The following is a 22,730-nucleotide window of genomic DNA, read 5'->3' as shown; positions in this document are numbered from 1 at the left end:
AGGGACCGTTTTACTGTTCCATTCGAACGTAAAACGGTCCTTTATGGCTTAATCAACCTCTCTAAGAGGCTTTGCCCTAATGATCGTAAAGACGATAAACAAGCATAAGCATGAGCTACTTACGAGCATGATTTTTTCAATCGAAATACCAAGTGCTAATAAACTAGAGGTGAGAAGGTGTGAAATGGGTGTAAGGCCCATGGCTGCAAATGCGAGTAAACTCATCACTCTTCCTAGATACTCCTTATCGGTATGACTTTGGATAACAGCTGATAATGGTACATTCGCAAACGCAATCGTTGCCCCCATTAAAATTACGACCGGGATACTAATCCAAAATACTTTTGTAAGGCTTAAGACTATAAATAGAATCGACATGGCTAAAATACTAAGAATTGAAATGAGTCCTCGTTTTTTCTTAAGATTTAGCATTCCAATTAAAAAGGTACCCACTAACATTCCAGTTGTGACACTCCCAGTTAGTAAACTATACGTTAACACATCTCCCCCTAATATATTCCGGGTGAAAATAGGCATTCCTAACGTATAAGGTCCCGTAAAGAAAAGATTTAAAAAAACCGAGGTACTCATTAACGCAGTCAGAAAGGTGGATTTTTTTACATACATGAATCCTTCTTTAATTGAGGCCATGATACTTGCAAGCTGCTGTTTTGCCATACGTCCTTCCTTCTCGCTTTCCTCTTTTAATTCTTCCGATCCGTTAGCTCTTAGTTTTAGATCAATAAATGCTGCATAAAGCAAGAAAACAGCCGTTATAGCGAATACCGTCGTATATCCTCCTATGCCAAGTAAGAATGAAGCGATCAATGGTCCACATATAAAAGAAAATTGCCTTGTCATGTCTAAAATTGAATTGGCACGAACTAGCTCTTCTTCCTTTACAATCGTAGGTAGGATCGATCCACTGGCAGGCCAGAAAAAAGCGTCTAAAATCCCAAAGACAAGTCCTAAACCAATGAGTACCCAGATGGATAGTAAATCAGTAAACAATAGAACAATTACCCCAAGTAAGATGAGCCCCTTTGCAAAATCAGAAACGAACATAATCCATGGTTTACTCACCCTGTCAGCAATAGCTCCGCCAATTAGCATAAATAAGACCCTAGGAACAGTCGATGCAAAGAATACGAGCCCTAACATCGCTTCCAATCTTAAATAGTCAACTACGTACCAATTTGTGACAAACAAAAAGAACGATACACTTAATGACGATGCTAAATAGGTGAGCCACAATAGTAAAAATTTCTTTTGTCCAAGTATCCCCATCATTCCCATTTGTTTCGCTTCTTGCTTAATAACCGTTTGTACCTGTCCCATCCTCTTCACCCTCTCATCAAACTAAACATTCGATACACATCGAATGTTTATTCGTAAAAAAAGGAGGAGCATTCCCCCTATTCTACCTAGTCAATAAACATTCTTTCCACTTGTTGTAAGACAGCCTGAATTTCTTCCTTATTGGTTTCATAATACACTTTGTTTTCTTTTCGAATGGCTCTAATGAAGTGATGGGACATAAGCGTAGAAAGGTGATGAGACATCGTTGAATTCGAAACATTGATAGCTTGAGCTAATTCATACCCATAGTAAGGCTGCTTTTTTAACATTTGTAGAATCTTAAACCGACGTTCATCGATTAAGACCTTTATCGCATCTAATGTTTCCTTTTCCCCTCGGGCCATTTCCTTTGTTTTGTAATGCCTTGTGCCTACAATAAAACACTTTAAATTAAATCGGCCGATAGATGAGTAAGCAATATTTGCGTCTGAATAATAAGAAGGAAAAACGATGACATCATGATTCATCAAATCGATTCCTTGTTCGTCAATTAACGACTCAAGATATTTCACATTGCCTCCCTGAAGCTCCTGCTCCATCTGGCTCGTGAATTTCCTTTGGTGTTTGATTAACTTCTCTTCAGACTCTTGAAAATACTGATAATAGAAACGTTCAATCAGTTTAATCACACGCTCTTTTGTTCGCTCACCATCAAAAATTAAATAGCTAATCTTCCACTTTTCTTCCTGCGGCAAATTGGTCGTATTTAATAGATCAATGATAGCTTTGGGCTCCTCATTTCCCTCCAACTTAATGTCAGGGCTAAAGCCGGTATTCGTAAACGCCCAATAGTAATCCTTTAATGGGAGATGATGAAGCATACTAATAAAGGCATGAACTTCTTCAAATGCTTTGTGATGGATACCAAACGGAAACAGTGTGAACCCTAAAAAACTCTCTTTGTTGAAGAATACCTGGATTTCCTCTAACATGTCTTTAGGAAGTTGTTGTTTCATGCTCTCTACCCATTCTTTTAGCTCTGGATTAAGCTCGTTTCGCTCATTCGTTGCATCATCAACATGTTCTTTAAATCCAAGAAGACATAGTGCTGAAAGCAACTCGGCTACAGGTGAGATTTGAAAACTAATTCGTTCTTGATACATACTCAATTGAATCCATTCTCCAATCCTATCATTTTGTTAATCTTTCCCTTTTCATTGTATTCGAACCCGTCATTCGACGTCAATAGGATTTTACATTTGATGTGAATCGGATGTTAGAATTTCCTCCGGTCAAGATTTTCTTACAATACAATCCTTGGACTTTAATGCTCATGAATACTTTAAATCGTGGAAAAACATTGTTTCTTTACTTTTCCGGCAAACAAATTTCCCTTACATACTTTATGTGAACGAAACTATGAAGGACATTCAGTTTGAAATAGATGTGAATTCTAAATTCACATAGTTTATCCATTATCCTATTCCAGTTTTATAGTAAATACAAATAAACCTTCCTGATTGAAGGTTCTAATGTGTATTCTTTAAATTATGCTCTATATTTTGTTATGAATTACTCAGGTAGCAGTATACTTACATAGGAAATAGCCAGTTGTCATCCCTCGGCTTGAGAGGAGAAGGTTTTTCGTTATCCTTCTTTGAACAGTGAACATTGTGAATTTCATTCGTTGTCTTAAAGTACTTCATCATGCATCTCTCCATTTGTTAAATAATTAACTTATCTGCACAATTGTAGTTTAATACCGAATTATCAAAATTATGTCAAATGAAAATTATTTTCTATAGGATTGTAAAGAACTCTGTGAAAAGGTAGGATGTTCTCTTGCTCAGTCTTACGATAATGGAATAGCCTTACCTACTCTTTAAGGTTTCCTTCTTGCCAAAAGTATTCTCGCAGAAATACGACTAATTTTAAGGCTTCTATTTACCGATCCCATCATTTAACCAGTTGATCCATCCATTGATGTCCAGTTGGAAATTGCTCAGCAAGTGAATCCTTTAACCACCTTAATTCTGAATTCGCCAATAGTGGTAGGACGTTTTCTAAATCTACCGTATCTTTTCCCCTAAGAACAGAGCTTCCTCCTTTATAAAGAAGCTGGATTTCTGGTCTTAAATATGGAATGCCTGTTGGTGAACATAGTCCGATATCCTTTATCGGCTTCCTTATAGTATTTTTCCGTTTATATTCCCATTCATCCCCTTCCGTATCTAATATCATGACTTGAAATGCCCATACTTTGTCGCCCTTTTTTTTCACCCAAATACTATCAATTGGAACCTGTAGTATTTCATCTTTATCCCACGGTATTAATTGTCCTTTGATCGCTTTATACATGTCCCATTGATTATGTAAATGAGCCTGTAATGTTAAGTGCTCGTCCCTTACGATGACGATATCGATATCATCGTGCTCTCTTGTTTTTCTCCCTACATTTAGGTCTAATGCCCATCCCCCTGCAATCCACCAACTTATCGGGATTGTACGAAATAGGTCGTGAATTTCTTCTACTGATAGAGGATTCCATTTATTGTCTTCCATAACCTCACCTCATGAAGCTCTAGAGTGTTAAACTAACGTAATTTCTTTACCATGATTACAAAAGGATTACTCTTATCACCTGGGTAAAATGTTTCTTTATAAAGCACCCAATGTAAGCTTTCATATAACTTTCGGGCAGAGAAATTGTTTTGTTGAGTAGTTAAAATAGCAGTTTTATGTCCTACACCATCGAGCAATTTCGTAATTAATTGATTCGCATGGCCCTGTTTCCTATAACCAGGATGAACTGCTAATTCAACAAACTCAAAACAATCTGTAAGCCACTTTTGATAATCTTCTGAATTAAACTCATTAGATAGTAAACCATGGTAATATTGTTCTGGCAGTGATGTATATCCATAAGAATAACCAATCACATCACCATCTTCTGAGACGATAACAAATCCTGTAAACCCCTCATAGTTCATATGCTTTTGTAATCTTTCTAGAAATGAGGTTCCTCTTACACTCCAAACTTTATTATACAAAGAAGCAACTTTCTCTAACATTTCTTCTTTTATTTTTAAAATCTCCAACATTATCCCCCACTTACATTTTTGAACATCAAAATAATTTAATCTAACTTAATTTTGTTTATTTGGTACCTACCCTTCCTTTTGATCACTCGGCATCGTAGCTTTCACGTTATTCACTATTTTCCAAGATATAATCGTTGTACTATCACGGACATGATTATTCTTGATCCTTTCAAGCAATTTTTTGACACCCTCTTTATTTGATAAGCCCAAAAACTCATCAAATAGTACCTTTTGATGATAATAGCTAGTGTTTGGACACTCTATGAGACCATCTGTGGTCATGAATATATGATTTTCTCCTTTTCGTAGCTCTTTTGTCCCTGAGCTATAACAAGGAACCTTCTTATTGAACGTGCTTTCTTGACCTATCCATTCATAAAAGCTTCGATGGTTTTGTTGATACTCTCCGAGAGCTGCAAGTTCTGGATGATATAAAGAAAGAACACAATCTCCAATTGAAAACCACCAAAGATAATTCTCTTTTCTCACAACAAGTAGACATGCTGTCTCACCGGTAATATGCTTACAGGATTCCTTAAATTTCTCACTTGTGAAGATATGTAGCAGGTGCTTGTTTATTAGATCAAACACTTTATCTGTTTCTAAGTGTAAAAGCTTTAAAATGTCCTCTTTTTCATTCTCGAAAGTATTTATAACGAGCTCTGCACTTTGAGCGGTGTTATGAGAATCAAGAAGGATCACAAATTCCCACGCTTTATCTGGAGCTGCCCAGATTAATAGGCCGTCCTCATTTTTATATTGACCAGCTGATGAGTTCCCCCCAAAGCGTCCTACTACAACATGATCATTCAATGATCGAATGTCAATTTCATCCACAAACGTTTTATCGCTACCTACCCATTGAAAATCAATCATATTTGCACCTAGAATCTACGTTTTGTTCCAAATAACCCTTTATTCGTTTGCAAATTTTTATTACTTCATCGTTGCTTCCCATGGGTGCATCAGCCCAATCATATACCTCCATAGGACCCCAGTATTCCTCAGGTGTATTCGGATAACGTGCGACTAAATGGACGTGAAGATGAGGAACTGAGTTACCCGACACAAGTGCATATACATGCTCAGCTTTCTCCGTTTCCTTTAATGCCTTACTAACTCTAGCCATCACCACTCCAAGGACTTTCGCTTCTTCCATTGTCATTTCAGCAAGTGTTGGTATATGCCTTTTCAAATCAATCATGATATGACCTATATAATTTGGTTTTCCACCTCTATCAATATGACCAACAAACACATATTCATCTTCATAAATCATAATTCCGGCGGTATTGATGTTCCCCCTATGCTTGTCACAAATGAAACAACTCTCAGTCATTACACTTCCTCCTTTTTTATTGTAAAGGCTTTATATGTGTTTAATGTTGATTTTCATCAACACAATTAGGACTTCCGTATATTTGGAATTCTAATTTCTATGGTCTTAATCGTAACCTTTATCAGATTCATATACTTTAATAGATTCATAATCCTGTAAGGCTAAAAACCTTTTACCCGCTTTACCATTTAGTTCATCGTAAGATAACGTAATTAATAATTCTGGATCTGCCTTACTATACTGTGTATTTATTATTTTCATAGATGGAAACTGGATGTTTTTATATTCTTTTATATGCTCCGTTAATGCTTTTTCCTCTGGAGTGTATGAATATTTTTTCAATGTAGATTGTTCCTCGGTTCTCATAGCCTCTAGGTAAAGAATGACAACTGATGCAATTCTTTGATCTTTTACTTTAGTAATAAGTTCTTTATACATCTGTTCATAATGTGAATTCTTTTCTCTTAGTGTTAAAACAAAATTCTGTTCTTCAAGAAAAGAAATAGTATTATCCATCATTTGAATTTTATCCTTATTTTGGGCTAAATACTGTTCTTGATTTTCTAAGATTACTTGTTGTTTTTCAATAGTTTTTTCCAAATTAGAAATTTCGGCTTCTAAACTATTTATACTTTTTTGTAGTTCTAGATAATCTTCCTCATTTGATGTGTGGTTTGTGCACCCTGTTAATAAAGCAAAAATATAGCTTAGAACTAAAGATTTCATTTTATTACGAATCCTATTAACCTCTTGAAAGGTACTCACTTTTTCTTGATCTTCCAACTCTTATTCCCCCATAATGATCTCCTTTATTACTGTCAACAGTTTTAACCGATAGTAAATTCTTCTACAACCTTTGCTCCCTGTAGCGAAGTCCCATATAAATTTCAATTAAGAAATAGGGAACATTCTGCTTTGTCTAAACTGCTTCGCAATAAAAAAGTCAAAGTAGCCGAATTATTGCCCCAAAAGGTCTTATAGAACAGTCCCCGTAGAAGAAGCAGCAGCAAGGGCATCAATTAAATACTCTCGTAAACGATGTTATTTCGCCGGTGTTAGTTTTTGAATTGCTCCTAGAATATCGGTTGCTCTCTCGCTCAACACCAATTTCTGTTTCAATATCAACAACAAATACTAATAGAGTCATTGCAAAAATAAAAAACCTATCGTCTCAAAAGAGACGATAGGTGTTATCGTGGTACCACTCTTCTTGTTTCGTTAAAGAAAGCGAAACATCTCGATACTTGATTACGGAAGTGACCCGTACAGATTTACATATCAATCTATCCACTCATAGGCGAGCTTCAGGAGGCTATTGACTGTCTTGCACCGACCGACAGCTCTCTTTCCAATAACTTGTCCTTACTACTCCTAATCATTGTGTTTTCAACTATGAAACTTTCCTAATATTCTATTAAATAAAGGAAAAATAGTCAATACTTTCCACACAGCGACTATTGTTGGTATTTCTTCATGTTAAGTTCTTCCTTCAAATGAAAGCATTCCTGTAAGTCAATCTCATGAACATTCGCAATGGCTAGGATATAGTAGAGAACGTCATATAATTCCTCTTCTATCGTTCCTTTTATCACACCTTGTTCCATTCGTTTATCTTTACGTAAGGATTCAGCAAGTTCCCCTACTTCTTCAATGAGCTTCTGAAAATAAGCATGTTTCATATCCGGTTTATAATCTTTATTTTTTATATATTTCTGTAAATCTTTCAGTGTAAGTTCGTTCATTGTCATTCCTTTCTTAAAGCGGTTCTTCTATTTCTCTCACAATCATCCATTTGTTATCGATCTTTTTCCAGCTTTCTATCGTAAACAACCTTGCTTCTACCTGCTCTTCTTTTACAATGACCTGCTCATAAAAAACAACCACAAGTTCATCGCTTTTAAGACGAATGACTCTATTTTCAAATCTCTTTTCAGCCCCTAGAAAATGCATAACCGATTGCTTCATACCAGTTACAGCTTCTATTTTATTAAAGAACATCGGCTTGTCATGTGCTCCACTAAAGAAGGCGACATAGTAATCCTCAGCCATTCTCTCAACAGCTGATGTATCACCTGTTTTCATCGCCACCTTCCAATTTTGAATAAATTCATCGTGCATTTGTGTAAATTCTAATAGACGATTTTTCTGTTTCATTTTAGAACCTACCTTTTTCTGATAGTATTATTTAGGAAATTCAACATAATAAACTAAATTCCTTCAATTCGTCTACAATAATGCCTCACTTAGATCATGTATTAGGGAAAGTTCAAGCACAACTCCCCAATTTGACTAGTAATTTCCCGTAGCAGCAGAATTTACCGGCGAATTTCAGCAAAATACCGGCCGATTTTGGCCATTTACCGGCGAATGAATAATGAGGGAGTTTACAAACTCCCTCTCTACCTTACCCAAGCCACAGCTCCATTGCACTCTCAAGCTCACTATTTAAGGCTTGTTTTCTATCATATAGCTTCGTCAGCTCTTCGTAATCCATGTCACCTGTGTTCATTGCAATTTCGATCTCACTAATTTCCTCCTCAAGACGTTCAATATTTATAAGGACTTTGGCTTTTGCAGCTTCCTTCTTCGAATCAACATCATTTGGCAGTTCTTTCTCTACTTGTTCGGTTTTTGCTATCGGCTCTTGTACTTTGGACATACTTTTCTTTTCTCTTTCCAACTTATACTCATCATAATTGCCTAGATAGCTTTTCAGCATTTGGTTTTCAACAGCAATGATTCTTTCTCCAATTTTGTTAATAAAGTACCGATCATGAGAGATAAAGAAGATAGTCCCCTGAAAGTCCTCAAGTGCTGCCTCTAATGTTTCGATAGAATCTATATCCAAATGATTGGTTGGTTCATCTAAAATTAATAAATTTATATCCTGATATAGCAGCATCGCGAGCTTAAGTCTAATTTTCTCTCCACCTGACAGATTCTTGATTTTCTTAAACACACTGCCTTTGTAAAACATGAATTTAGCAAGATATTCTCGTGCTTTTCCCTCCACAATGGATATATCTTCTCTGAAGCACTCTAATACGGTATGCTCATCGTTATGAAAGGTAATGTTCTGTGGTAAATAGGCCGCCATCACATTTGCACCTAATTCCACCACACCATGATCTGGCTGCTCCTCTCCTACAAGCATCTTTAAGAAAGTCGTTTTCCCGCTACCGTTAGGACCAATCAGCCCCACTCTTTCACCATATTCAACTAAGAGGTTGGCATTTTTTAAGATTACTTTATTCTCAAAGCTTTTCGTTAAATCCACCGCTTTGATTGTTTCCTTACCCGAACGTTCTGTCTCTTTGAAATCAAGTCTCATATTCCGTCGTTCAAAAATCGGCTTATCAATCCGAGCCATTTTATCGAGCTTCTTCTGAATACTTGCTGCTCTTCTGAAGAACTTGTTGTTATCAGCCCTCATGGCCCATTCTCTTAAACTCAGCACCTGTTTTTCAAAGGTTTTAATCTCTTTTTGTTGCTCACGATAATGCTCATATTGGACTCGCATGTTTTCCTCTTTTTGACTTACAAAAGAGGAATAATTGCCCTTGTAGGAGATTGACTCCATATCCTCGATTTCGACTATTTTGGAAACAACATTATCTAAGAAGTATCGATCATGGGAGACAATCAAGACGATACCCTTGTAGCTTTTCAAGTAACCTTCAAGCCATTCAATCGATTCCATATCTAGATGGTTGGTCGGCTCATCAAGCAACAAGATATCTGGGTTATGAATGAGTAACTTCCCTAGAACGACAGTCGTTTTTTCCCCTCCGCTTAATAAATCAAAGTCTTGGTTTAAAAAGGCATCTGTAAAGTGAAGACCTGTACAAACCTTACTTACCTTCTCATCCCTTTCGTATCCACCTTTTACCTCATACACTTGTAGCAAATCACTATATTTTTTTAATGCTTTTTCGAGCTGTTCATCTTGCAGTGTCTGCATTAGTGCTTCTAATTCTCGCATTTGCATTTCAATGGTATCTATTTCCTCAAACGCTACATTCAATACATCAATGACCTTTAATCCCTTTGGAAACACTGGTGATTGTTCTAGGTATGCCCTTGTGGCACCTCTTGGCAAGTGAATCAATCCTTCATCATATCCGGGGCTTGAGGTTTGTGGATATCCTGGCCAATAGTTCATCTGGATTACGCCAGCGATTAATTTAAGAATCGTGCTCTTTCCACTTCCATTTGCACCAACTATCCCAACCTTTTCCCCTTCATACGCTTGAAAGGTTATATCCTTTACGACTAGGGTCGCTTCCATATATTTTTTAATCCTATTTAATTTCAGTTCTAACATACGTATTCCTTCTTTCATCCATAATGTACGTTACGTCTTTATGGACACGGCAAAGAAGAACTGCAGGTATTTAGTTGAAAAATAAAAAGACTATAAGAAGAGGGTTTCTCCTTACAGTCTATATCATCAACACGTATAATTTATGGCCCATGAAAAAACATGCCCATGCAAAAGAAATGCAAGCACTTGCCTAATCAAAACCAACGACATCCATTAAAACTATAAATGAGTCGATAAATTATTATCTCGTTATCAGTAAAGTAAGTAACCTTCTAAATTGCCGTGATTTCATAAAGAGCATAACAAATAAACCTATCAATTGTAGGCGAATCCATACTCCATACAAAATACATATTAATTTAAATAAAATTAATACTAGCAATTCGTTGGTTCCATAAACTTACTTTCCCCCTTCAAGATTTTCTTTATTATCACATTTTTTCATATTTTTGTAAATGATTGTTATAAAATAAATGGAAAAGTTTGATTGAGAGCAAGTTCTAGAAATTTTGGCGGCCATCCCAGACTCAAAGAGGATTTACATCCAAGACTTCCAGTTCTCCTCTATTTCATTTAGCCATTTTTTATTAGCTGTAATGCATATTCAACGTCCACATCTTTTCGTAAATGTTCCGGTGTCCACTTAATATAAATATCAGGATTAATTCCATTGAAATCTATTCCTTCGTTACGATCAATTCGGTTACTTCTAGATGTTGCATACACAAACTCATAACCTTCATGTTTAAATATCTCAACAGCCTGGTTACTATAATCCAAGACACCTTTTGTTGGCCTGCCAATTACCGTTACTTTTGTTGACTGTTTTGCATCCAACACAAACTGCTCGCCTGAGCTTCCACAAAATTTATCTATTACGAGTATTACCCGTTTGGGAAGCTCAGAACCTTTAATCGGATTGTCCTCATTAAATTCACTAAAATCAAATTGTACAAAACCTTTGCCACGATTTACGTCCATCTGTATCATAAAGGCTGCAATGAAAAGATCTGGACTTTCTAAGATGTTATTAAATTTCTTAAAGGTCGTCATACGATTATGATAATTTCGCTCTGTACATAAATGTAGCATTCCATCATGGGTAAGGGTTGGATTCGGTTGAAAGATCCCATCCAGTAGTAGATGATAAACTGAGTCAGAGCCCCCTCGACATTCTCGAACATCTATAATCCAGTTGTATGTACTGTTTAGCTGATCTTTATGTGTTTCTAATAATGATTTCATTTGGTTAAGGTCGATAAAATCATTAAAACGAAAGAGCAAGGTACCTTCTTTTTCTTCAACAACATAGTTGGAAGGTTGACGAGGGTTATCATAGTGACTCAATTCAACTAACGTTTTCGTTCCATCTTTTTCAATGGTTATCGTTTTCGCCTCAAGTAAAATAGATTCCCACCATTCTCTTTCAGGAACCGTTGACTTTAAGTACCGTCTCATCTCATCAGCTATAACATTTATTCGAACCTTATCAATCTCAGTAATGATAGTACCGAGCTGTATTCTCGATTCTTGGTCTACCCTATCCACAAACAGATACTCTTCATAATGTCTGACTCTAAACCCTACTGATGTTGGTGGTGCTTCATCCAATATGGAACGAAGAACATTATGCTCATCTTGAAAATCTAGTAAATAATCTCCTACTATTTGTTCAAATCGATTTCTAGTCAGCTGGTCATTCTTGTCAAGCTCCTCAAGCTTTCCTCGAAAATAGTCCGGCCGGTCCCAGCCTTCTTTATCTTTATGCCCGGCATAGTCATGATGCATAATTTCAACAATCGTATCAAAAAGATGTAGTAGCCCCAAAACATCCCGCCCCTTTCCCCTATTACAAGAGAAAAAATAGTATTCACTTATCACAAATTTATGAAGTTACAAGTTACACTTTTGGCATCCATGAAAGAGAGCCATCAAGTATGAATTTATTCTACCAAAATATTGAAATAAGTTACTAGTAAATTTATCATTATAGACAATAAACAGTAGCTATAATTTAAATTTTGAATACCACACCTATTTAATGGCGGAAAAAAATGAGTTTAGTTGAAATCGTACTCAAAAAAAGGAATAGCTTTGGCATCGTACCTAAGCTAAGCTATTCCTCTCCTCATTAAATCTACTTCACGATAACAGATCCGGTAAAGCTCTGTAAATCCTTTACGACCTCTTGATGATGGTCATCCCAGAATTCATCTGACCCCGCTGGTAATGCGTCTATAGGGTAGAACTTGGCGTTAGTTGTCTCCTCCGTTTCGGTTATGATTTCACCTGACCATTTATTCACATGAAAGACTAGCTCAAACATTTGGTATTCATCTCCAAAATAATTCGTAATCGACTTTTTAGGACTAGTATAAATAGCTAGTAATGTTGCTGCTTGCACATCGATTCCTGTCTCTTCTTTCACTTCTCTAACTAAACAATCATAAATTGATTCATCTAGCTCCATTGATCCTGCTGGCATCCCCCAACGATTTTCCCCTCTTCGATCAATGAATAAAATTTCACCTCGTTCGTTTTGAATGATTGCTCGGACAGAAGGATGAATAAGTTTAGCATGACCAATCAATTTTCGCATTTGACCTACATATGATTCTTCCCAGCTTATGTTTCCCATTGTTAGCATCCCTTTCATAATCAGAGTGTCAGTTTACGAACATGTTGTACTGTCATTTTCAACTTTTGCTTCCATTTGTCTAGTCATTCTTCTGTCTCCCTTATATATTTCATTTGATGAGAAAATTCTACAATTTTACCACTGAACCCCATACAACTCTTTATCTACAAACAATGGTATATGAAGCTCCTTTGCCGCTGCTTCTAAAAATTCCTTACAGAAATAATAACTTCTATGTTTGGCAATCCGTCCATTTTCAATTTCAACTGTCGTAATATCCCATAAAGCAGTTCCCGTTTTTGTTTCCTTTGTATACATAACAGATTGTTTCCCCCAAAGAGTGACAAGCTTTGCCTGCAAGCTTTGATCCGAACCACCACTTGCCCAATCCCCCATGGAATTCTTGCGAATTTGTACTTTTCCGATATCAAGTCCTCTTCCAACAACTTCATTTGTTGCATAATCTGCTAATAGAGTGCCGATTGTTTTAAAGTCTCCCTTCACAAATGAATCCATATACTGCTGGATCACGGCCTCTTTTTCAGCGGAAGTGGAAAGGGACTGTTCAGTTTGGTCTATAGTATGCAGCTTTTGTAGTCTATTTCTTGCTCGATTCAATAGTGAGTACACTGCACCTTCAGTCGTCCCTAAAATGTCTGCTGTCTCTTTTGCTGTAAAGTTATGTACTTCCATTAATAATATAACCGATGCTTGTTTTGGTGGTAATTGATGAATTAACGTGTCCATTGCCTCTGAGAGATCTATGTAAGAAACAGAATGTTCTTCATAGGCTTGTTCAATCTCAAGCTCTTCTATTTGGATTTTGTTCCTCCGACAATCGTCAATCCACGTATTTGAAGCAATTCGAAATAAATAGCTTTTTGGGTTTACTGATTGCTTCACCCTAGTCAAGGATGCAAATGCTTTTAACAAAGTTTCTTGCAGCAAATCCTCCGCATCCCATGGAGAGCCAGTCAATCTTTTGCAATAATTCCATAGAGCTGAGCGAAAAGGCTGGACCATTTGATCAAAGGAATCATGAATACGTTCTAACTCTTCACTAATGTTGGATACATCATTTTTTATCACTATAGTTCCTCCCTAAAATAGTGTGTTCAATGGTTAAGACGAAAAAATGATCGAAAACTGTACGGGCATAAAAAATTAATAAAACAATAGTAGCGTTCCTTTTACGATCCCTTCTTATAGAAATTAACAAATTCTGCAGACAGATTTTCAATAGAGCCATATATTTTTTAACGGCGGTTAACTTATGCTCCTAAACGTTTATTAGCATACTCCCCGTAAAACATTTAAGTTCTTTTGTAACCCAGGCATCCTACTATTTTTTTACCAATCCTCAAAATAGGCACAGGAAAAAAAGCTATCGTGGTAGAATGCTTCCAAGGAAAAAACAATAAAGGAGCAATCAAAATGAGCCATTTATTTAAAAGAATCGATACTGTTTTTTTAGAGGTTTCTGATATGGATGAGTCTATTAAATGGTACACAGACGTTTTAGGGTTTAGCTTGCGCTGGTATCAGCAAGAAGGTGGGTATGCTGCAATCAATATAGGTGAAACTCCACTGACTCTAGTTCGTTCAAAAGAAGTAACGCCTTCATCCCACTGTCCTTTTAACTTTTATACATCCGATATTCATAAGGCACATCAAGAACTCAAGTCGAAAGGGGTTCAAGTAGAAGAAATTGTTGATTATGGGGATGTTTTATCATTTAATTTCAAGGACTTAGATGGTCATACACTTGGTGTGTGCTATTTCGCGGAGTAGCCTTATTAAGGCTTTACTATGGTAAAGCCTTTTTAAATGAATCGTTCCCACTGTTCTTCGGTAAGTTCTTTATTTGAGAGTATTTGGGTTCTAGTAAGGTTTAAGATAAATCTATGTTTCTCGTAAATCAGTCTTGCTGCCCGAAGCTCACGATTTGTCCAAAGAATGATTTATTTATAGTCTTGTTCCTTACAAAAACCAATGGCAGTATCCTTTTAATATCACATAGCTTTCATCTACTTGACTTTTACTTTAGGAGACGACTATTAGTAGATATCAGTTTTAATACTGTTAGAAATAGAGGATACTAATTATGAATAACATAGGTATACCTGGCTTAAACACTATCGCATTATTTCTTCTGATTGGATGGCTTGTTCTATGAGCATTTGTAAATTTCTTTAAAAAAGACAGTAATACAACCATCCAAATCGTGTATAGGTTCCCCCCAGTAGGAAGTGGTTTTTTCTTTGATATCATATTGGCATACTGTAGTTAAAAAAACTCATATAATCCCTCATCAAAGTATTGTAGCTCCTCTTTTGACACCCTGTAACGTGTATAGCCTTCATAGAAAGCATCCATATCCTCTTTATCGTTAACAAACTTTCTGATGGCGAGCGACTCATCATATCTTGGATCACCGACTGTCATCCCAGCAACATCTATAAATAGCTTCACTTCTCCATCCTTCACTAGAACATTATCAATTGTACAATCCCCGTGGATAATGGTTTGTTTAACCGGGAATGGTTTTGAATTCTTTAACTTCTCAAGTAGCTCTACACTCCCATCTGTTTGTCCACGTTTCACATACCCTTCAGCCTTTGCTAGCTGTTCCTCTAACCAATTTTCATGACGGTCTAGTGTTTGGATAATTTTTGTTTCGTGGAGTTGTTGAAGAAAATGGCCAAAGCTTTTTATCAGCGCTTTCTGCTCAGCTCTTGTTTCGGCTTGCTTTAAGGCAACTCGTAACGTGACTCCCTGCTCAAATGACATGATCAAATGTGCACCATCTTGTTCCTCAATAAACCCATAATAAGCAGGGACGGGAATTTGATTTTGGTTATGAAGCTTTTCTAACACGTTTGCTTCTTGCTTTAACCACTCACGGTATTTTTCCTTATAAGAACTTTTCATTAAATAAATACCAGCTTCAGTTTCAATTTGACAAACTTCAGAGGTCCAGCCCTGCTCAGCTAGTACAGTGATATTTTGAATTGGACCTACCATTACCTCGATCTTTTCGCGTAAAAATGGATTCACGATTTCTACCACACTTTCTTTTAAGGATTCCTTGTCTCTTAACCTCATTATGAATGAAAAAATAAAAATTCGAAATACTAGGACGACGAAAAATGGAGACTATTAGTAGAAGCAAGATTAAAATGGAGGCTAAAATTAGACTTTATATAAACTTGTAGCTGGAACCTGAACAAGGAATTACTTCTTTTTCACTGGTAACTCAAAAATTTGTCTAAAAAAACAAAATCACCATCTAACAGATGATGATTTTTTAATCATGATGGTTAATCACGTGCTCAGCTCCGTCTACGGTACTGAACTTAACACCTTCTAAAAACGGTTCGTTACTTACAATCTCTTCTTTTGTTAATCCCTTCGTGTCAAAAATAATATACCCTTTAATCACCAGATCATCCATATGGATCGTTATCTCGGTTATTTGCTGGTCAATTATTAGATCTTTTAACCAATCTGTTTGCATGATTTCAACCGAATTTTCCTGAATAGCTTTATGTTTATCATTCGTCATAACAAATTCATAGCTTAGTTTCTGTATATCGGTTTTGGTTTCTTCGACTGCACCAATAGAGACGGTTGATGATGCCATTTGGAATCCTGTATTTTCTGTTTTATCCGATGTTTTCGCTACATTTGAACAGCCTGCAACTGTAACTGCAACTAAAAATAGTCCACACAATAATATGAATATTCTTTTCATGAGGCACACCCCTTTGTTTATAGACTACCATAAATAGTAAAAGTAACTATACCCTTTTCAAATTGAGTTTCTGGTAAATTTTGTCACACCAAATTCTATGCCATACTTGAAACTATGTATATAGTGTAAACATATACATTAGTATATCGGATTTGAATGGAGGGAAATACAAAATGAGACCACCCAAAAAGCTAATTAAGATTCTAATAGTTTTAGGAGCTTTTGCATTTTTACTATTTTATATTTCTCAACAAGAACGTGAATCCGTCAAAAAGAAGGATCCCACGATTGATATGATCCAATCCTTTTTAACACATGAGTTTACTGGTCCAAGTGAAGAATTACATGATATTTTAACAGAATTACATACTACAGGGCAGATGAACGAGCGGCTATTTGACTATTACTCCAAGTATTATAAACCGTATGTAATAGAGACGAATTACCCCAATTTTATCAATTCTTATGCATTAACGTGGCTGCATGTTGCGCATGTAGGTGAATACGAAATGACAGTGAACGATATCCAAATTCATTCAGAAAGTGATCATGCCTATGATTTTGTTGTTCAGGTTCACTATCAACAAGATGGGAAAACAAAAAGAGAGACAGCAGAGGTGAAAGGGCGTATTAACGTAAATGATGAAGGGAAAATAGCACGAATTCGAGATCTAAATGGTGATGAACTTCTGGAAGCGATGCAAAGAAGTGAGTAAGAAGTAAACCAATAGTATATGTGTACTACACATTATATGTATAATACAATTCCAAGTCGCTAGCCCATTCTCTTGCTGAAAACTTTTCTACCTTCTTCATAATCAAAAAAAGAGTAGGACTAGCCCCACTCTTTTTACTGCTATTTGTTTTCTTTTCCTTTTCTCTTCTCATCTTGTTTATTTGATTCTTCATGCTTGCGCTCGTCGGCTTGTTGATTACCTTCTTCCTCATTACTTACAGTCTCAGATGGTTTTGCTTCAGCCTTCGTTGCTTTCTCATCTTGCTTCTTCTTATTTTCAGGTTCAGCTCGATTTTGAGAATCTTCACGTTGTTTTTCTTCATTTTTCTTTACTTCATTACGCTTTTGTTCGTCAGCTTTTTGCTTCTCTTTTTCATCTTTCTTCACTGATTCATTCTGCTTCTCATCAGCCTCTTTTGCCTCTTCTTGCTTCTTCGTAGCTTCACGTCCCTGTTCAGCACGTTTTTGTGATTCTTCCCGTTGCTTTTCTTCTTGTTTCTTTACCTCTTCACGTTTTTGCTCATCAGCTTTTTGGTTTTCATCTTTTTTTACAGACTTACTTTGTTTCTCGTCTGTTAATTGCTTTGGATCTTCCTTCCCACGATCTTCCTTCTCTTTACCTTTTTCAAGAGCTACTTTACCTGCTTTATTGGTATCTTCATTCATCTCAGTAAGAAGCTCTTTCTTCTCTTTCGCTAATTCTGCGTTCAATTCAGCAAGTTCTTCATTATAATCCTGTTCATTCATTTCGCCATCATCTAGTTCTGCTTCAAGATCAGCACGCTTTTGTTCAATTGCAAGTTCCTTCTCATTAAGCTTTGCTAGGGTCTTGTTGATCTTCTTCTCCAGCTTCTCTTGTGCTTTTAATATATTCTTTACGAGAGCCTCTTTTGCTTGTGGATTTTCCACTTTTTCTAGAGCAGTTGTTAAGGCAACAAGGTTAGCTGCCATTTTTGCTTCAAGTTCAGCACGTATAGGGTCTACTGGAGCTTCTGTTGCAACTTGACCTTCATCGCCTTCCGATAAAGGTGTTTCCGCTGGTTGCAATTGTTCGTAAGTAGCAAGTGCCAATTCTTGTTGCTCAATTGCCTTTTGAAGAATGTCTTGTGCTAGTTCCACTTGACCGCCTGCAATTAATACTTCAGCTTCTTTGATTCTTTCTTCAGCAAATGTTGAAAGTAGTTCAGCCTCTTTCACCGAATCAAAGGTTAAAGACAGCTGTACATTTTCACGTAATATTTTAAAAAAGTAAAAGAAATCACCTGGTAACAAAGAGGGCAAGTCTGCTTCAGCAGCTATCTCATCTGGCGTCTCTTCTGCTGAAGTACCTTCTTCTACTACTTCATCCTCAGTAGTAGGCTCTGAACTTTCAGTTGTTGAATCAACAGTTTCGACTGGTTGGTCTTGTTGAACCGTCTCTTCCACTTGTGAATCCGTGGACTGTTCATGATTATCTGCATAGGCTTGTCCAATTCCAATTGAAAAAGCAAAAACTGATGTAACTATACTTGTTGCAAGCACATTCTGAATATTCTTATTAAACATCATAAAAAATCCCTCCAACACAAGTTATTTGAATCGGAAGAATTTCGAATTCTACTTAAAAATAAGTAAAGTATCTCAATTCTTCAGCAGATCAGCCACCCTAGTATAAACCGTAGGTCTGTACCTTTGCGTCTCTATCTTTCAATAGGTTTGCCTTTTTCAAATGAAGAAACGACGATATTTCATTCTTCATATTAGTAAGAATATACAGTATCTTTTCTAAAAAGAATATGCATATTTTTTTCCATTCAAAGTAAAATCCTTTTTTAGGACGGCGGCTTCCTACAAATGATGAAGCTTAGTATGAATCATTTGGATTTTGTCCTGGATACTTTCGATCTTTTCTTTTGGATTTTGGTTTTTTTATCATCCATATTAAGATCAAAACAATGATAAATAGAACAATCATTATGGTTGTCCATGGAAATGTCTTAGGGGCAATTGCGACTTCTCCCCGTTCTTCCATTTTTTCTTGTGTCTTCTGCACTTCATTATTTTCAATCGATATGGTTTGTTCGTAAGATTGGGTACTTCCATTCACATCCAGTGATAAACTAACATCGTATGTTCCTGGTTCTAATGTTCCTTCTGACCATCTAATCGGATAATGAAAAGTCGTCATAGGCGCCATTTTAAATGAAGGAATTTCTCCTGTCATGGAGAACGTTGTATCTTCATTCTTGGTGATCTTGTAGGTTCCCGATATATTTGGAACAATGACCGGATAGCTATTTTCCATTGGAACCATAATCGCAATTTGCTCGGGAGAAAAGAATGGTTTGTCTAATTCCATTGAAGGTGTCTCGTTATAATCTGTTACATCAATCTGAACACCAATGTTAATTGCTTTGTATTGGTCAATCAGTAGTTGTGAGTTTTCTTCTTTCTGTGTCAATTCTTTTGTGCCTTTAAAGACTCTAAACTCTACACTACCAAGTAACGTACCATTAATATTTGGAATATTTAGTGTAAATTCAACGAGCTCAGACTGCAAAGGTTCAAGTGTTACTTCAGTTGGGGTAGTGGCTATTTTTTGAAATTGAAAGCTTTCATTGATAATTTCCGTTCCTTTTAAAACAGGCTCTGTTTGGTATAAGATCCCTTGATTTCCACTATAAGCATTCAAACTTCGAATGATAACATTCAAATTCTGTTCACTGTCATTGATAATACGTGCTTGTAACGTAACAGTATCATGAGGTGTTCCTTTGAAATGGTAATATCCTTTATTACCAATTTGTGAATCTGGAAAGATTGGTTCCACACGGAATTCAAAATTATTTTCCTCTGCATATACTGAAATAATTGGGTAAGATATAAACATAAAGGCTAGTAAGATCAAGCATAATAACAGGTGTTTCATTAACAACCACTCCTAAAAATTAAAAAGTCCCCCTTAGTATTGGAGGACTTTTAAAAAAATAATCATTTATTAAGGAGCTGTATTTATAGTTACAGTTGCATCTGTTTTGTATGTTTTTGCATAGGCATTAGCAGGAATAGTCAATTCTACACCTAGGTTACCAATTGTGTAGGAACCCATACCACCATTTAGTGACGCGGATAAAACTTTAACCGTACTTCCATTATCTAGTGCTGTTCCTGAAGCAACGGGAGTGATGGTTGTAATGTCAGATGAAGTCGAGTCTTTCTTATTAATTGTAGGTACTCCGACTACTTTTAATGAATTCGTAGCAAGAGATTTTCCGCCAATAACATAAGCTCCATTACCATCAACTTCTTTGAATTGAGTTAATGTTAGTGAAAGGTTCCACCCCTCACCCGTACCTCTTGCATCCGTGATATCACCAATAGCCCAATTTGCAGTAGATTTCACTAGAGTACCATTTAATGTTGCTGGTAAACCAGTAAATGTCATGGATCCTCCAGATAAAGTCCCGCCTTGAACGGTTGAAGTTGTAGAAGCAAATGAATGCGTGCTAAATGCAGTTGCAACAATACCAAAAGCCATTGTAGTAACAATAAACTTTTTAAATAGAGATTTTTTCATCTATGAATTCCTCCTAAAGTATATGAGATCAAAACACGAACGACTAGACAACAAATAATCATATTTGCTGATTTGGCTCGCATTCACTTAGAAGGTGAATTTGAATTTCATCAACAACGTAATCATACGAGGTTTAGAGATTATTGAATAGATAGATTCCATTTCCAAATGAGGATTTCGCTGGTAAATAATCATTTGTCACAGGAACTGTTTACATTAATTAATAGTATCTCTTTATATGAAACAATGAGAATTTCTTCGATTAGTGTATGTTTACATCCTCGTGGCCATTTTTATGGCAACATTGGTAATTAAAAGCATATAGGCATAATCATTCCTCGAGATTATGATAGACATATATACAGCTAGATCTTACAAATGAGAGGAGAACATTTATGAAAAGGTTACTATCAATTCTTACGGCCTTATCACTTACTTTAACGTTTATACCTTCATTTGCAGGCGCTCAAGTTCAACAAGAACGCGTGTTAATTCTTTTTAAAGACAAAGTCGATAAAACGATCGTTACAAAAGCAAAAGGAAAAGTGAATCGTGAGTACAAACATGTACCGGCTCTTTCAATTACATTACCTTCTACCGCAATTAAGGGCATTCAAAATAATCCTAATGTAAAAGCAGTGGAAAAAGACATTGTTCTTAAGGTGAAATCACAAACCGCTGATTGGGGGATCACAAGAACAGAAGCACCAAAAGCTTGGGGAGCTAACTTTACTGGTAAGGGTGTAAAGATTGCGGTTGTGGATACTGGTATTGCGAGACATGACGATTTAGTCATACCTGGTGGTATATCATTTGTATCTTACACAACTTCATTCCATGATGATAACGGACATGGAACGCATGTAGCAGGAATAATTGGGGCGAGAAATAACTCTATTGGTTCAGTTGGGATTGCTCCTGAATCAGATATTTATGCGGTGAAAGTGTTAGACCAACATGGTTCTGGATACCTGTCAGACATCGTCGCAGGTGTTGATTGGTCTATTAACAACAAAATGGACATTATCAACTTAAGTTTAGGGACAACCACTCACTCTTCTACTCTACAACAAGTCGTAGATAAAGCATACAGCCAAAACATCCTTATTGTAGCCGCGGCTGGGAACAACGGTTCAAGTGACGGAAGTGGAGATACGGTGAACTATCCGGCTCGCTATAGCTCAGTTATTGCGGTTTCTGCGACAGACTCTTCTGACCGTCGTGCTTCTTTCTCAGCGACTGGAAGTACAATTGAAGTGGCTGCTCCGGGTGTAAGTGTGTTAAGCACCTACTTAAACAATCAATATGGACGTATGAGTGGGACTTCTATGGCAGCTCCTTATGTAGCTGGGAATTTAGCATTATTAATACAAGCAAACAGCTCGTTAAGCGCAAAAGAACTCCGTACTAAACTACAACAAGGTGTAGTTGATCTAGGTACTGCAGGTATAGATCATTGGTATGGATATGGTTTAATTCAAGCTCCCAAAGCCGAACAGATAATTGAACCAGCTCCAGCTCAAGAGACGGTTCTTTATGATACTAAAACGACGGTAGTTACGAATAAATCCGTATATAAAGCTGGAGAAAAAATCAATGTAACCATGACTGCCTATGATCATAATGGAAAAGTTTTAATTGGAGCTAACGCTAGGGTTGTTGTTTACGACCCGCTTGGCACTGGTAAAGTATACAAAGGCATCACAGACTCAAGAGGACAATTCAAAGTAGCTCACTCAACATCTATGTGGACTTCATTAAAAGGAACATATGAAATAGAGTCTCAAACATCAAAAGAAGGTTATAGGAACAGTATTTCAAGAGTCAAAATTAGTGTCAGATAGCCATTTAAGTAGGACACCCTGAAAAAATCGGGTGTTCTTTTTCGTTAGGGAAAATGAATAGCCCTCAAATTTTTTTTAGGAAGGTTGAGAAGAACATCATAATATAGATCAGAAAACTCATTTATACCTTAATAACCTT

The 22,730-nt window shown here is 36.5% G+C and carries 21 protein-coding genes, 1 pseudogene, 1 riboswitch and 1 other annotated feature; of the genes and pseudogenes, 3 read left to right on the top strand and 19 right to left on the bottom strand.

Translation table 11 applies throughout. The annotated features are described in order from the left end of the window. Window positions 1-48: 48 nt before the first annotated feature. The 14 genes and pseudogenes from ACFSCX_RS24395 to ACFSCX_RS24330 all read right to left on the bottom strand — a co-directional run bounded on the left by ACFSCX_RS24395 (window position 49) and on the right by ACFSCX_RS24330 (window position 13,790). The gene (locus ACFSCX_RS24395) at window positions 49-1,338 is read right to left on the bottom strand and encodes an MFS transporter (protein ID WP_377930867.1); all 1,290 of its coding nucleotides are present in this window, start codon (window positions 1,336-1,338) and stop codon (window positions 49-51) included. A gap of 86 nt (window positions 1,339-1,424) precedes the next feature. Continuing rightward, window positions 1,425-2,462, bottom strand: coding sequence for an ArsR/SmtB family transcription factor (locus ACFSCX_RS24390; RefSeq protein WP_377930956.1), 1,038 nt, complete (start codon window positions 2,460-2,462; stop codon window positions 1,425-1,427). A 793-nt stretch (window positions 2,463-3,255) separates the two neighbouring features. Continuing rightward, complete coding sequence (locus ACFSCX_RS24385; RefSeq protein ID WP_377930866.1) at window positions 3,256-3,861, bottom strand: nucleotidyltransferase domain-containing protein; 606 nt, start codon at window positions 3,859-3,861, stop codon at window positions 3,256-3,258. 32 nt (window positions 3,862-3,893) lie between these two features. Then, entirely contained in the window at window positions 3,894-4,400 is a 507-nt protein-coding gene (locus ACFSCX_RS24380; RefSeq protein WP_377930865.1) for a GNAT family N-acetyltransferase, read from the bottom strand. Between the two features lie 66 nt (window positions 4,401-4,466). Further along, window positions 4,467-5,276, bottom strand: coding sequence for a PP2C family serine/threonine-protein phosphatase (locus ACFSCX_RS24375; RefSeq protein WP_377930864.1), 810 nt, complete (start codon window positions 5,274-5,276; stop codon window positions 4,467-4,469). Next, window positions 5,269-5,739 (bottom strand): HIT family protein, encoded by a 471-nt coding sequence (locus tag ACFSCX_RS24370; RefSeq protein WP_377930863.1) that lies wholly within the window; start codon window positions 5,737-5,739, stop codon window positions 5,269-5,271. Before ACFSCX_RS24370 ends, ACFSCX_RS24375 begins: the two co-directional genes overlap by 8 nt. A 105-nt stretch (window positions 5,740-5,844) precedes the next feature. Then, complete coding sequence (locus tag ACFSCX_RS24365; RefSeq protein WP_377930862.1) at window positions 5,845-6,522, bottom strand: hypothetical protein; 678 nt, start codon at window positions 6,520-6,522, stop codon at window positions 5,845-5,847. A gap of 195 nt (window positions 6,523-6,717) precedes the next feature. Beyond that, window positions 6,718-6,840: pseudogene (locus ACFSCX_RS24360) on the bottom strand (IS1595 family transposase); the annotation flags it as partial. Window positions 6,841-6,912: 72 nt separating this feature from the next. Beyond that, window positions 6,913-7,127: a binding site (T-box leader), on the bottom strand. A gap of 66 nt (window positions 7,128-7,193) precedes the next feature. Then, the gene (locus tag ACFSCX_RS24355; protein ID WP_377930861.1) at window positions 7,194-7,481 is read right to left on the bottom strand and encodes a MazG nucleotide pyrophosphohydrolase domain-containing protein; all 288 of its coding nucleotides are present in this window, start codon (window positions 7,479-7,481) and stop codon (window positions 7,194-7,196) included. 13 nt (window positions 7,482-7,494) lie between these two features. Next, the gene (locus tag ACFSCX_RS24350) at window positions 7,495-7,893 is read right to left on the bottom strand and encodes a hypothetical protein (RefSeq protein WP_377930860.1); all 399 of its coding nucleotides are present in this window, start codon (window positions 7,891-7,893) and stop codon (window positions 7,495-7,497) included. Between the two features lie 250 nt (window positions 7,894-8,143). Next, the gene (abc-f, locus tag ACFSCX_RS24345; protein WP_377930859.1) at window positions 8,144-10,063 is read right to left on the bottom strand and encodes a ribosomal protection-like ABC-F family protein; all 1,920 of its coding nucleotides are present in this window, start codon (window positions 10,061-10,063) and stop codon (window positions 8,144-8,146) included. 573 nt (window positions 10,064-10,636) lie between these two features. After that, complete coding sequence (locus ACFSCX_RS24340) at window positions 10,637-11,890, bottom strand: S41 family peptidase (RefSeq protein ID WP_377930858.1); 1,254 nt, start codon at window positions 11,888-11,890, stop codon at window positions 10,637-10,639. Between the two features lie 310 nt (window positions 11,891-12,200). Further along, window positions 12,201-12,701, bottom strand: coding sequence for an NUDIX domain-containing protein (locus tag ACFSCX_RS24335; RefSeq protein WP_377930857.1), 501 nt, complete (start codon window positions 12,699-12,701; stop codon window positions 12,201-12,203). A gap of 135 nt (window positions 12,702-12,836) precedes the next feature. Next, window positions 12,837-13,790: an RNA polymerase sigma factor gene (locus tag ACFSCX_RS24330; protein ID WP_377930856.1), complete on the bottom strand. Its 954-nt coding sequence runs from the start codon at window positions 13,788-13,790 to the stop codon at window positions 12,837-12,839. A gap of 345 nt (window positions 13,791-14,135) precedes the next feature. Here ACFSCX_RS24330 and ACFSCX_RS24325 point away from each other — a divergent pair, with 345 nt between their 5' ends. After that, complete coding sequence (locus tag ACFSCX_RS24325; RefSeq protein WP_377930855.1) at window positions 14,136-14,492, top strand: VOC family protein; 357 nt, start codon at window positions 14,136-14,138, stop codon at window positions 14,490-14,492. Between the two features lie 495 nt (window positions 14,493-14,987). Here the strand turns inward: ACFSCX_RS24325 and ACFSCX_RS24320 are convergent, their stop codons facing one another. Both ACFSCX_RS24320 and ACFSCX_RS24315 read right to left on the bottom strand, forming a co-directional pair. Then, window positions 14,988-15,758, bottom strand: coding sequence for a phosphotransferase (locus ACFSCX_RS24320; RefSeq protein ID WP_377930854.1), 771 nt, complete (start codon window positions 15,756-15,758; stop codon window positions 14,988-14,990). Window positions 15,759-16,008: 250 nt separating this feature from the next. Next, window positions 16,009-16,455: a hypothetical protein gene (locus ACFSCX_RS24315; protein WP_377930853.1), complete on the bottom strand. Its 447-nt coding sequence runs from the start codon at window positions 16,453-16,455 to the stop codon at window positions 16,009-16,011. 173 nt (window positions 16,456-16,628) lie between these two features. Between ACFSCX_RS24315 and ACFSCX_RS24310 the strand changes: the two genes are divergently transcribed. Next, complete coding sequence (locus ACFSCX_RS24310; protein ID WP_377930852.1) at window positions 16,629-17,171, top strand: hypothetical protein; 543 nt, start codon at window positions 16,629-16,631, stop codon at window positions 17,169-17,171. A 140-nt stretch (window positions 17,172-17,311) separates the two neighbouring features. Here ACFSCX_RS24310 and ACFSCX_RS24305 read toward each other — a convergent pair whose 3' ends face one another. The 3 genes from ACFSCX_RS24305 to ACFSCX_RS24295 all read right to left on the bottom strand — a co-directional run bounded on the left by ACFSCX_RS24305 (window position 17,312) and on the right by ACFSCX_RS24295 (window position 20,747). Continuing rightward, complete coding sequence (locus tag ACFSCX_RS24305) at window positions 17,312-18,739, bottom strand: DUF5667 domain-containing protein (RefSeq protein WP_377930851.1); 1,428 nt, start codon at window positions 18,737-18,739, stop codon at window positions 17,312-17,314. 79 nt (window positions 18,740-18,818) lie between these two features. Then, a riboswitch (cyclic di-GMP riboswitch) is annotated at window positions 18,819-18,901 on the bottom strand. 133 nt (window positions 18,902-19,034) lie between these two features. Beyond that, window positions 19,035-20,099, bottom strand: a complete 1,065-nt coding sequence (locus ACFSCX_RS24300; protein WP_377930850.1) for a WxL protein host-binding domain-containing protein — start codon at window positions 20,097-20,099, stop codon at window positions 19,035-19,037. Between the two features lie 69 nt (window positions 20,100-20,168). After that, a complete protein-coding gene (locus ACFSCX_RS24295) occupies window positions 20,169-20,747 on the bottom strand; it encodes a WxL domain-containing protein (RefSeq protein WP_377930849.1) in 579 nt (192 codons plus the stop codon). Between the two features lie 395 nt (window positions 20,748-21,142). On the opposite strand from ACFSCX_RS24295, the gene ACFSCX_RS24290 reads away from it, so the two are divergent. After that, window positions 21,143-22,591 carry a S8 family serine peptidase gene (locus ACFSCX_RS24290; protein WP_377930848.1) on the top strand — a complete coding sequence of 483 codons (1,449 nt, stop codon included), beginning with the start codon at window positions 21,143-21,145 and terminating at the stop codon, window positions 22,589-22,591. Window positions 22,592-22,730: the final 139 nt, after the last annotated feature.

Source organism: Bacillus salitolerans (genome assembly GCF_042680805.1).
GTDB lineage: Bacteria > Bacillota > Bacilli > Bacillales > SA4 > Bacillus_CJ > Bacillus_CJ salitolerans.
Note: the sequence above shows the minus strand (reverse complement) of the source record. Positions and strands in the feature narration are given on the sequence as shown.

Bases quoted from the DNA above. Each gene is read 5' to 3' on its own strand.
- ACFSCX_RS24395 (WP_377930867.1), bottom strand. From the start codon at position 1,338: ATGGGACAGGTACAAACGGTTATTAAGCAAGAAGCGAAACAAATGGGA.
- ACFSCX_RS24390 (WP_377930956.1), bottom strand. From the start codon at position 2,462: ATGTATCAAGAACGAATTAGTTTTCAAATCTCACCTGTAGCCGAGTTG.
- ACFSCX_RS24385 (WP_377930866.1), bottom strand. From the start codon at position 3,861: ATGGAAGACAATAAATGGAATCCTCTATCAGTAGAAGAAATTCACGAC.
- ACFSCX_RS24380 (WP_377930865.1), bottom strand. From the start codon at position 4,400: ATGTTGGAGATTTTAAAAATAAAAGAAGAAATGTTAGAGAAAGTTGCT.
- ACFSCX_RS24375 (WP_377930864.1), bottom strand. From the start codon at position 5,276: ATGATTGATTTTCAATGGGTAGGTAGCGATAAAACGTTTGTGGATGAA.
- ACFSCX_RS24370 (WP_377930863.1), bottom strand. From the start codon at position 5,739: ATGACTGAGAGTTGTTTCATTTGTGACAAGCATAGGGGGAACATCAAT.
- ACFSCX_RS24355 (WP_377930861.1), bottom strand. From the start codon at position 7,481: ATGAACGAACTTACACTGAAAGATTTACAGAAATATATAAAAAATAAA.
- ACFSCX_RS24350 (WP_377930860.1), bottom strand. From the start codon at position 7,893: ATGAAACAGAAAAATCGTCTATTAGAATTTACACAAATGCACGATGAA.
- abc-f (WP_377930859.1), bottom strand. From the start codon at position 10,063: ATGTTAGAACTGAAATTAAATAGGATTAAAAAATATATGGAAGCGACC.
- ACFSCX_RS24335 (WP_377930857.1), bottom strand. From the start codon at position 12,701: ATGGGAAACATAAGCTGGGAAGAATCATATGTAGGTCAAATGCGAAAA.
- ACFSCX_RS24325 (WP_377930855.1), top strand. From the start codon at position 14,136: ATGAGCCATTTATTTAAAAGAATCGATACTGTTTTTTTAGAGGTTTCT.
- ACFSCX_RS24315 (WP_377930853.1), bottom strand. From the start codon at position 16,455: ATGAAAAGAATATTCATATTATTGTGTGGACTATTTTTAGTTGCAGTT.
- ACFSCX_RS24310 (WP_377930852.1), top strand. From the start codon at position 16,629: ATGAGACCACCCAAAAAGCTAATTAAGATTCTAATAGTTTTAGGAGCT.
- ACFSCX_RS24305 (WP_377930851.1), bottom strand. From the start codon at position 18,739: ATGATGTTTAATAAGAATATTCAGAATGTGCTTGCAACAAGTATAGTT.
- ACFSCX_RS24300 (WP_377930850.1), bottom strand. From the start codon at position 20,099: ATGAAACACCTGTTATTATGCTTGATCTTACTAGCCTTTATGTTTATA.
- ACFSCX_RS24295 (WP_377930849.1), bottom strand. From the start codon at position 20,747: ATGAAAAAATCTCTATTTAAAAAGTTTATTGTTACTACAATGGCTTTT.
- ACFSCX_RS24290 (WP_377930848.1), top strand. From the start codon at position 21,143: ATGAAAAGGTTACTATCAATTCTTACGGCCTTATCACTTACTTTAACG.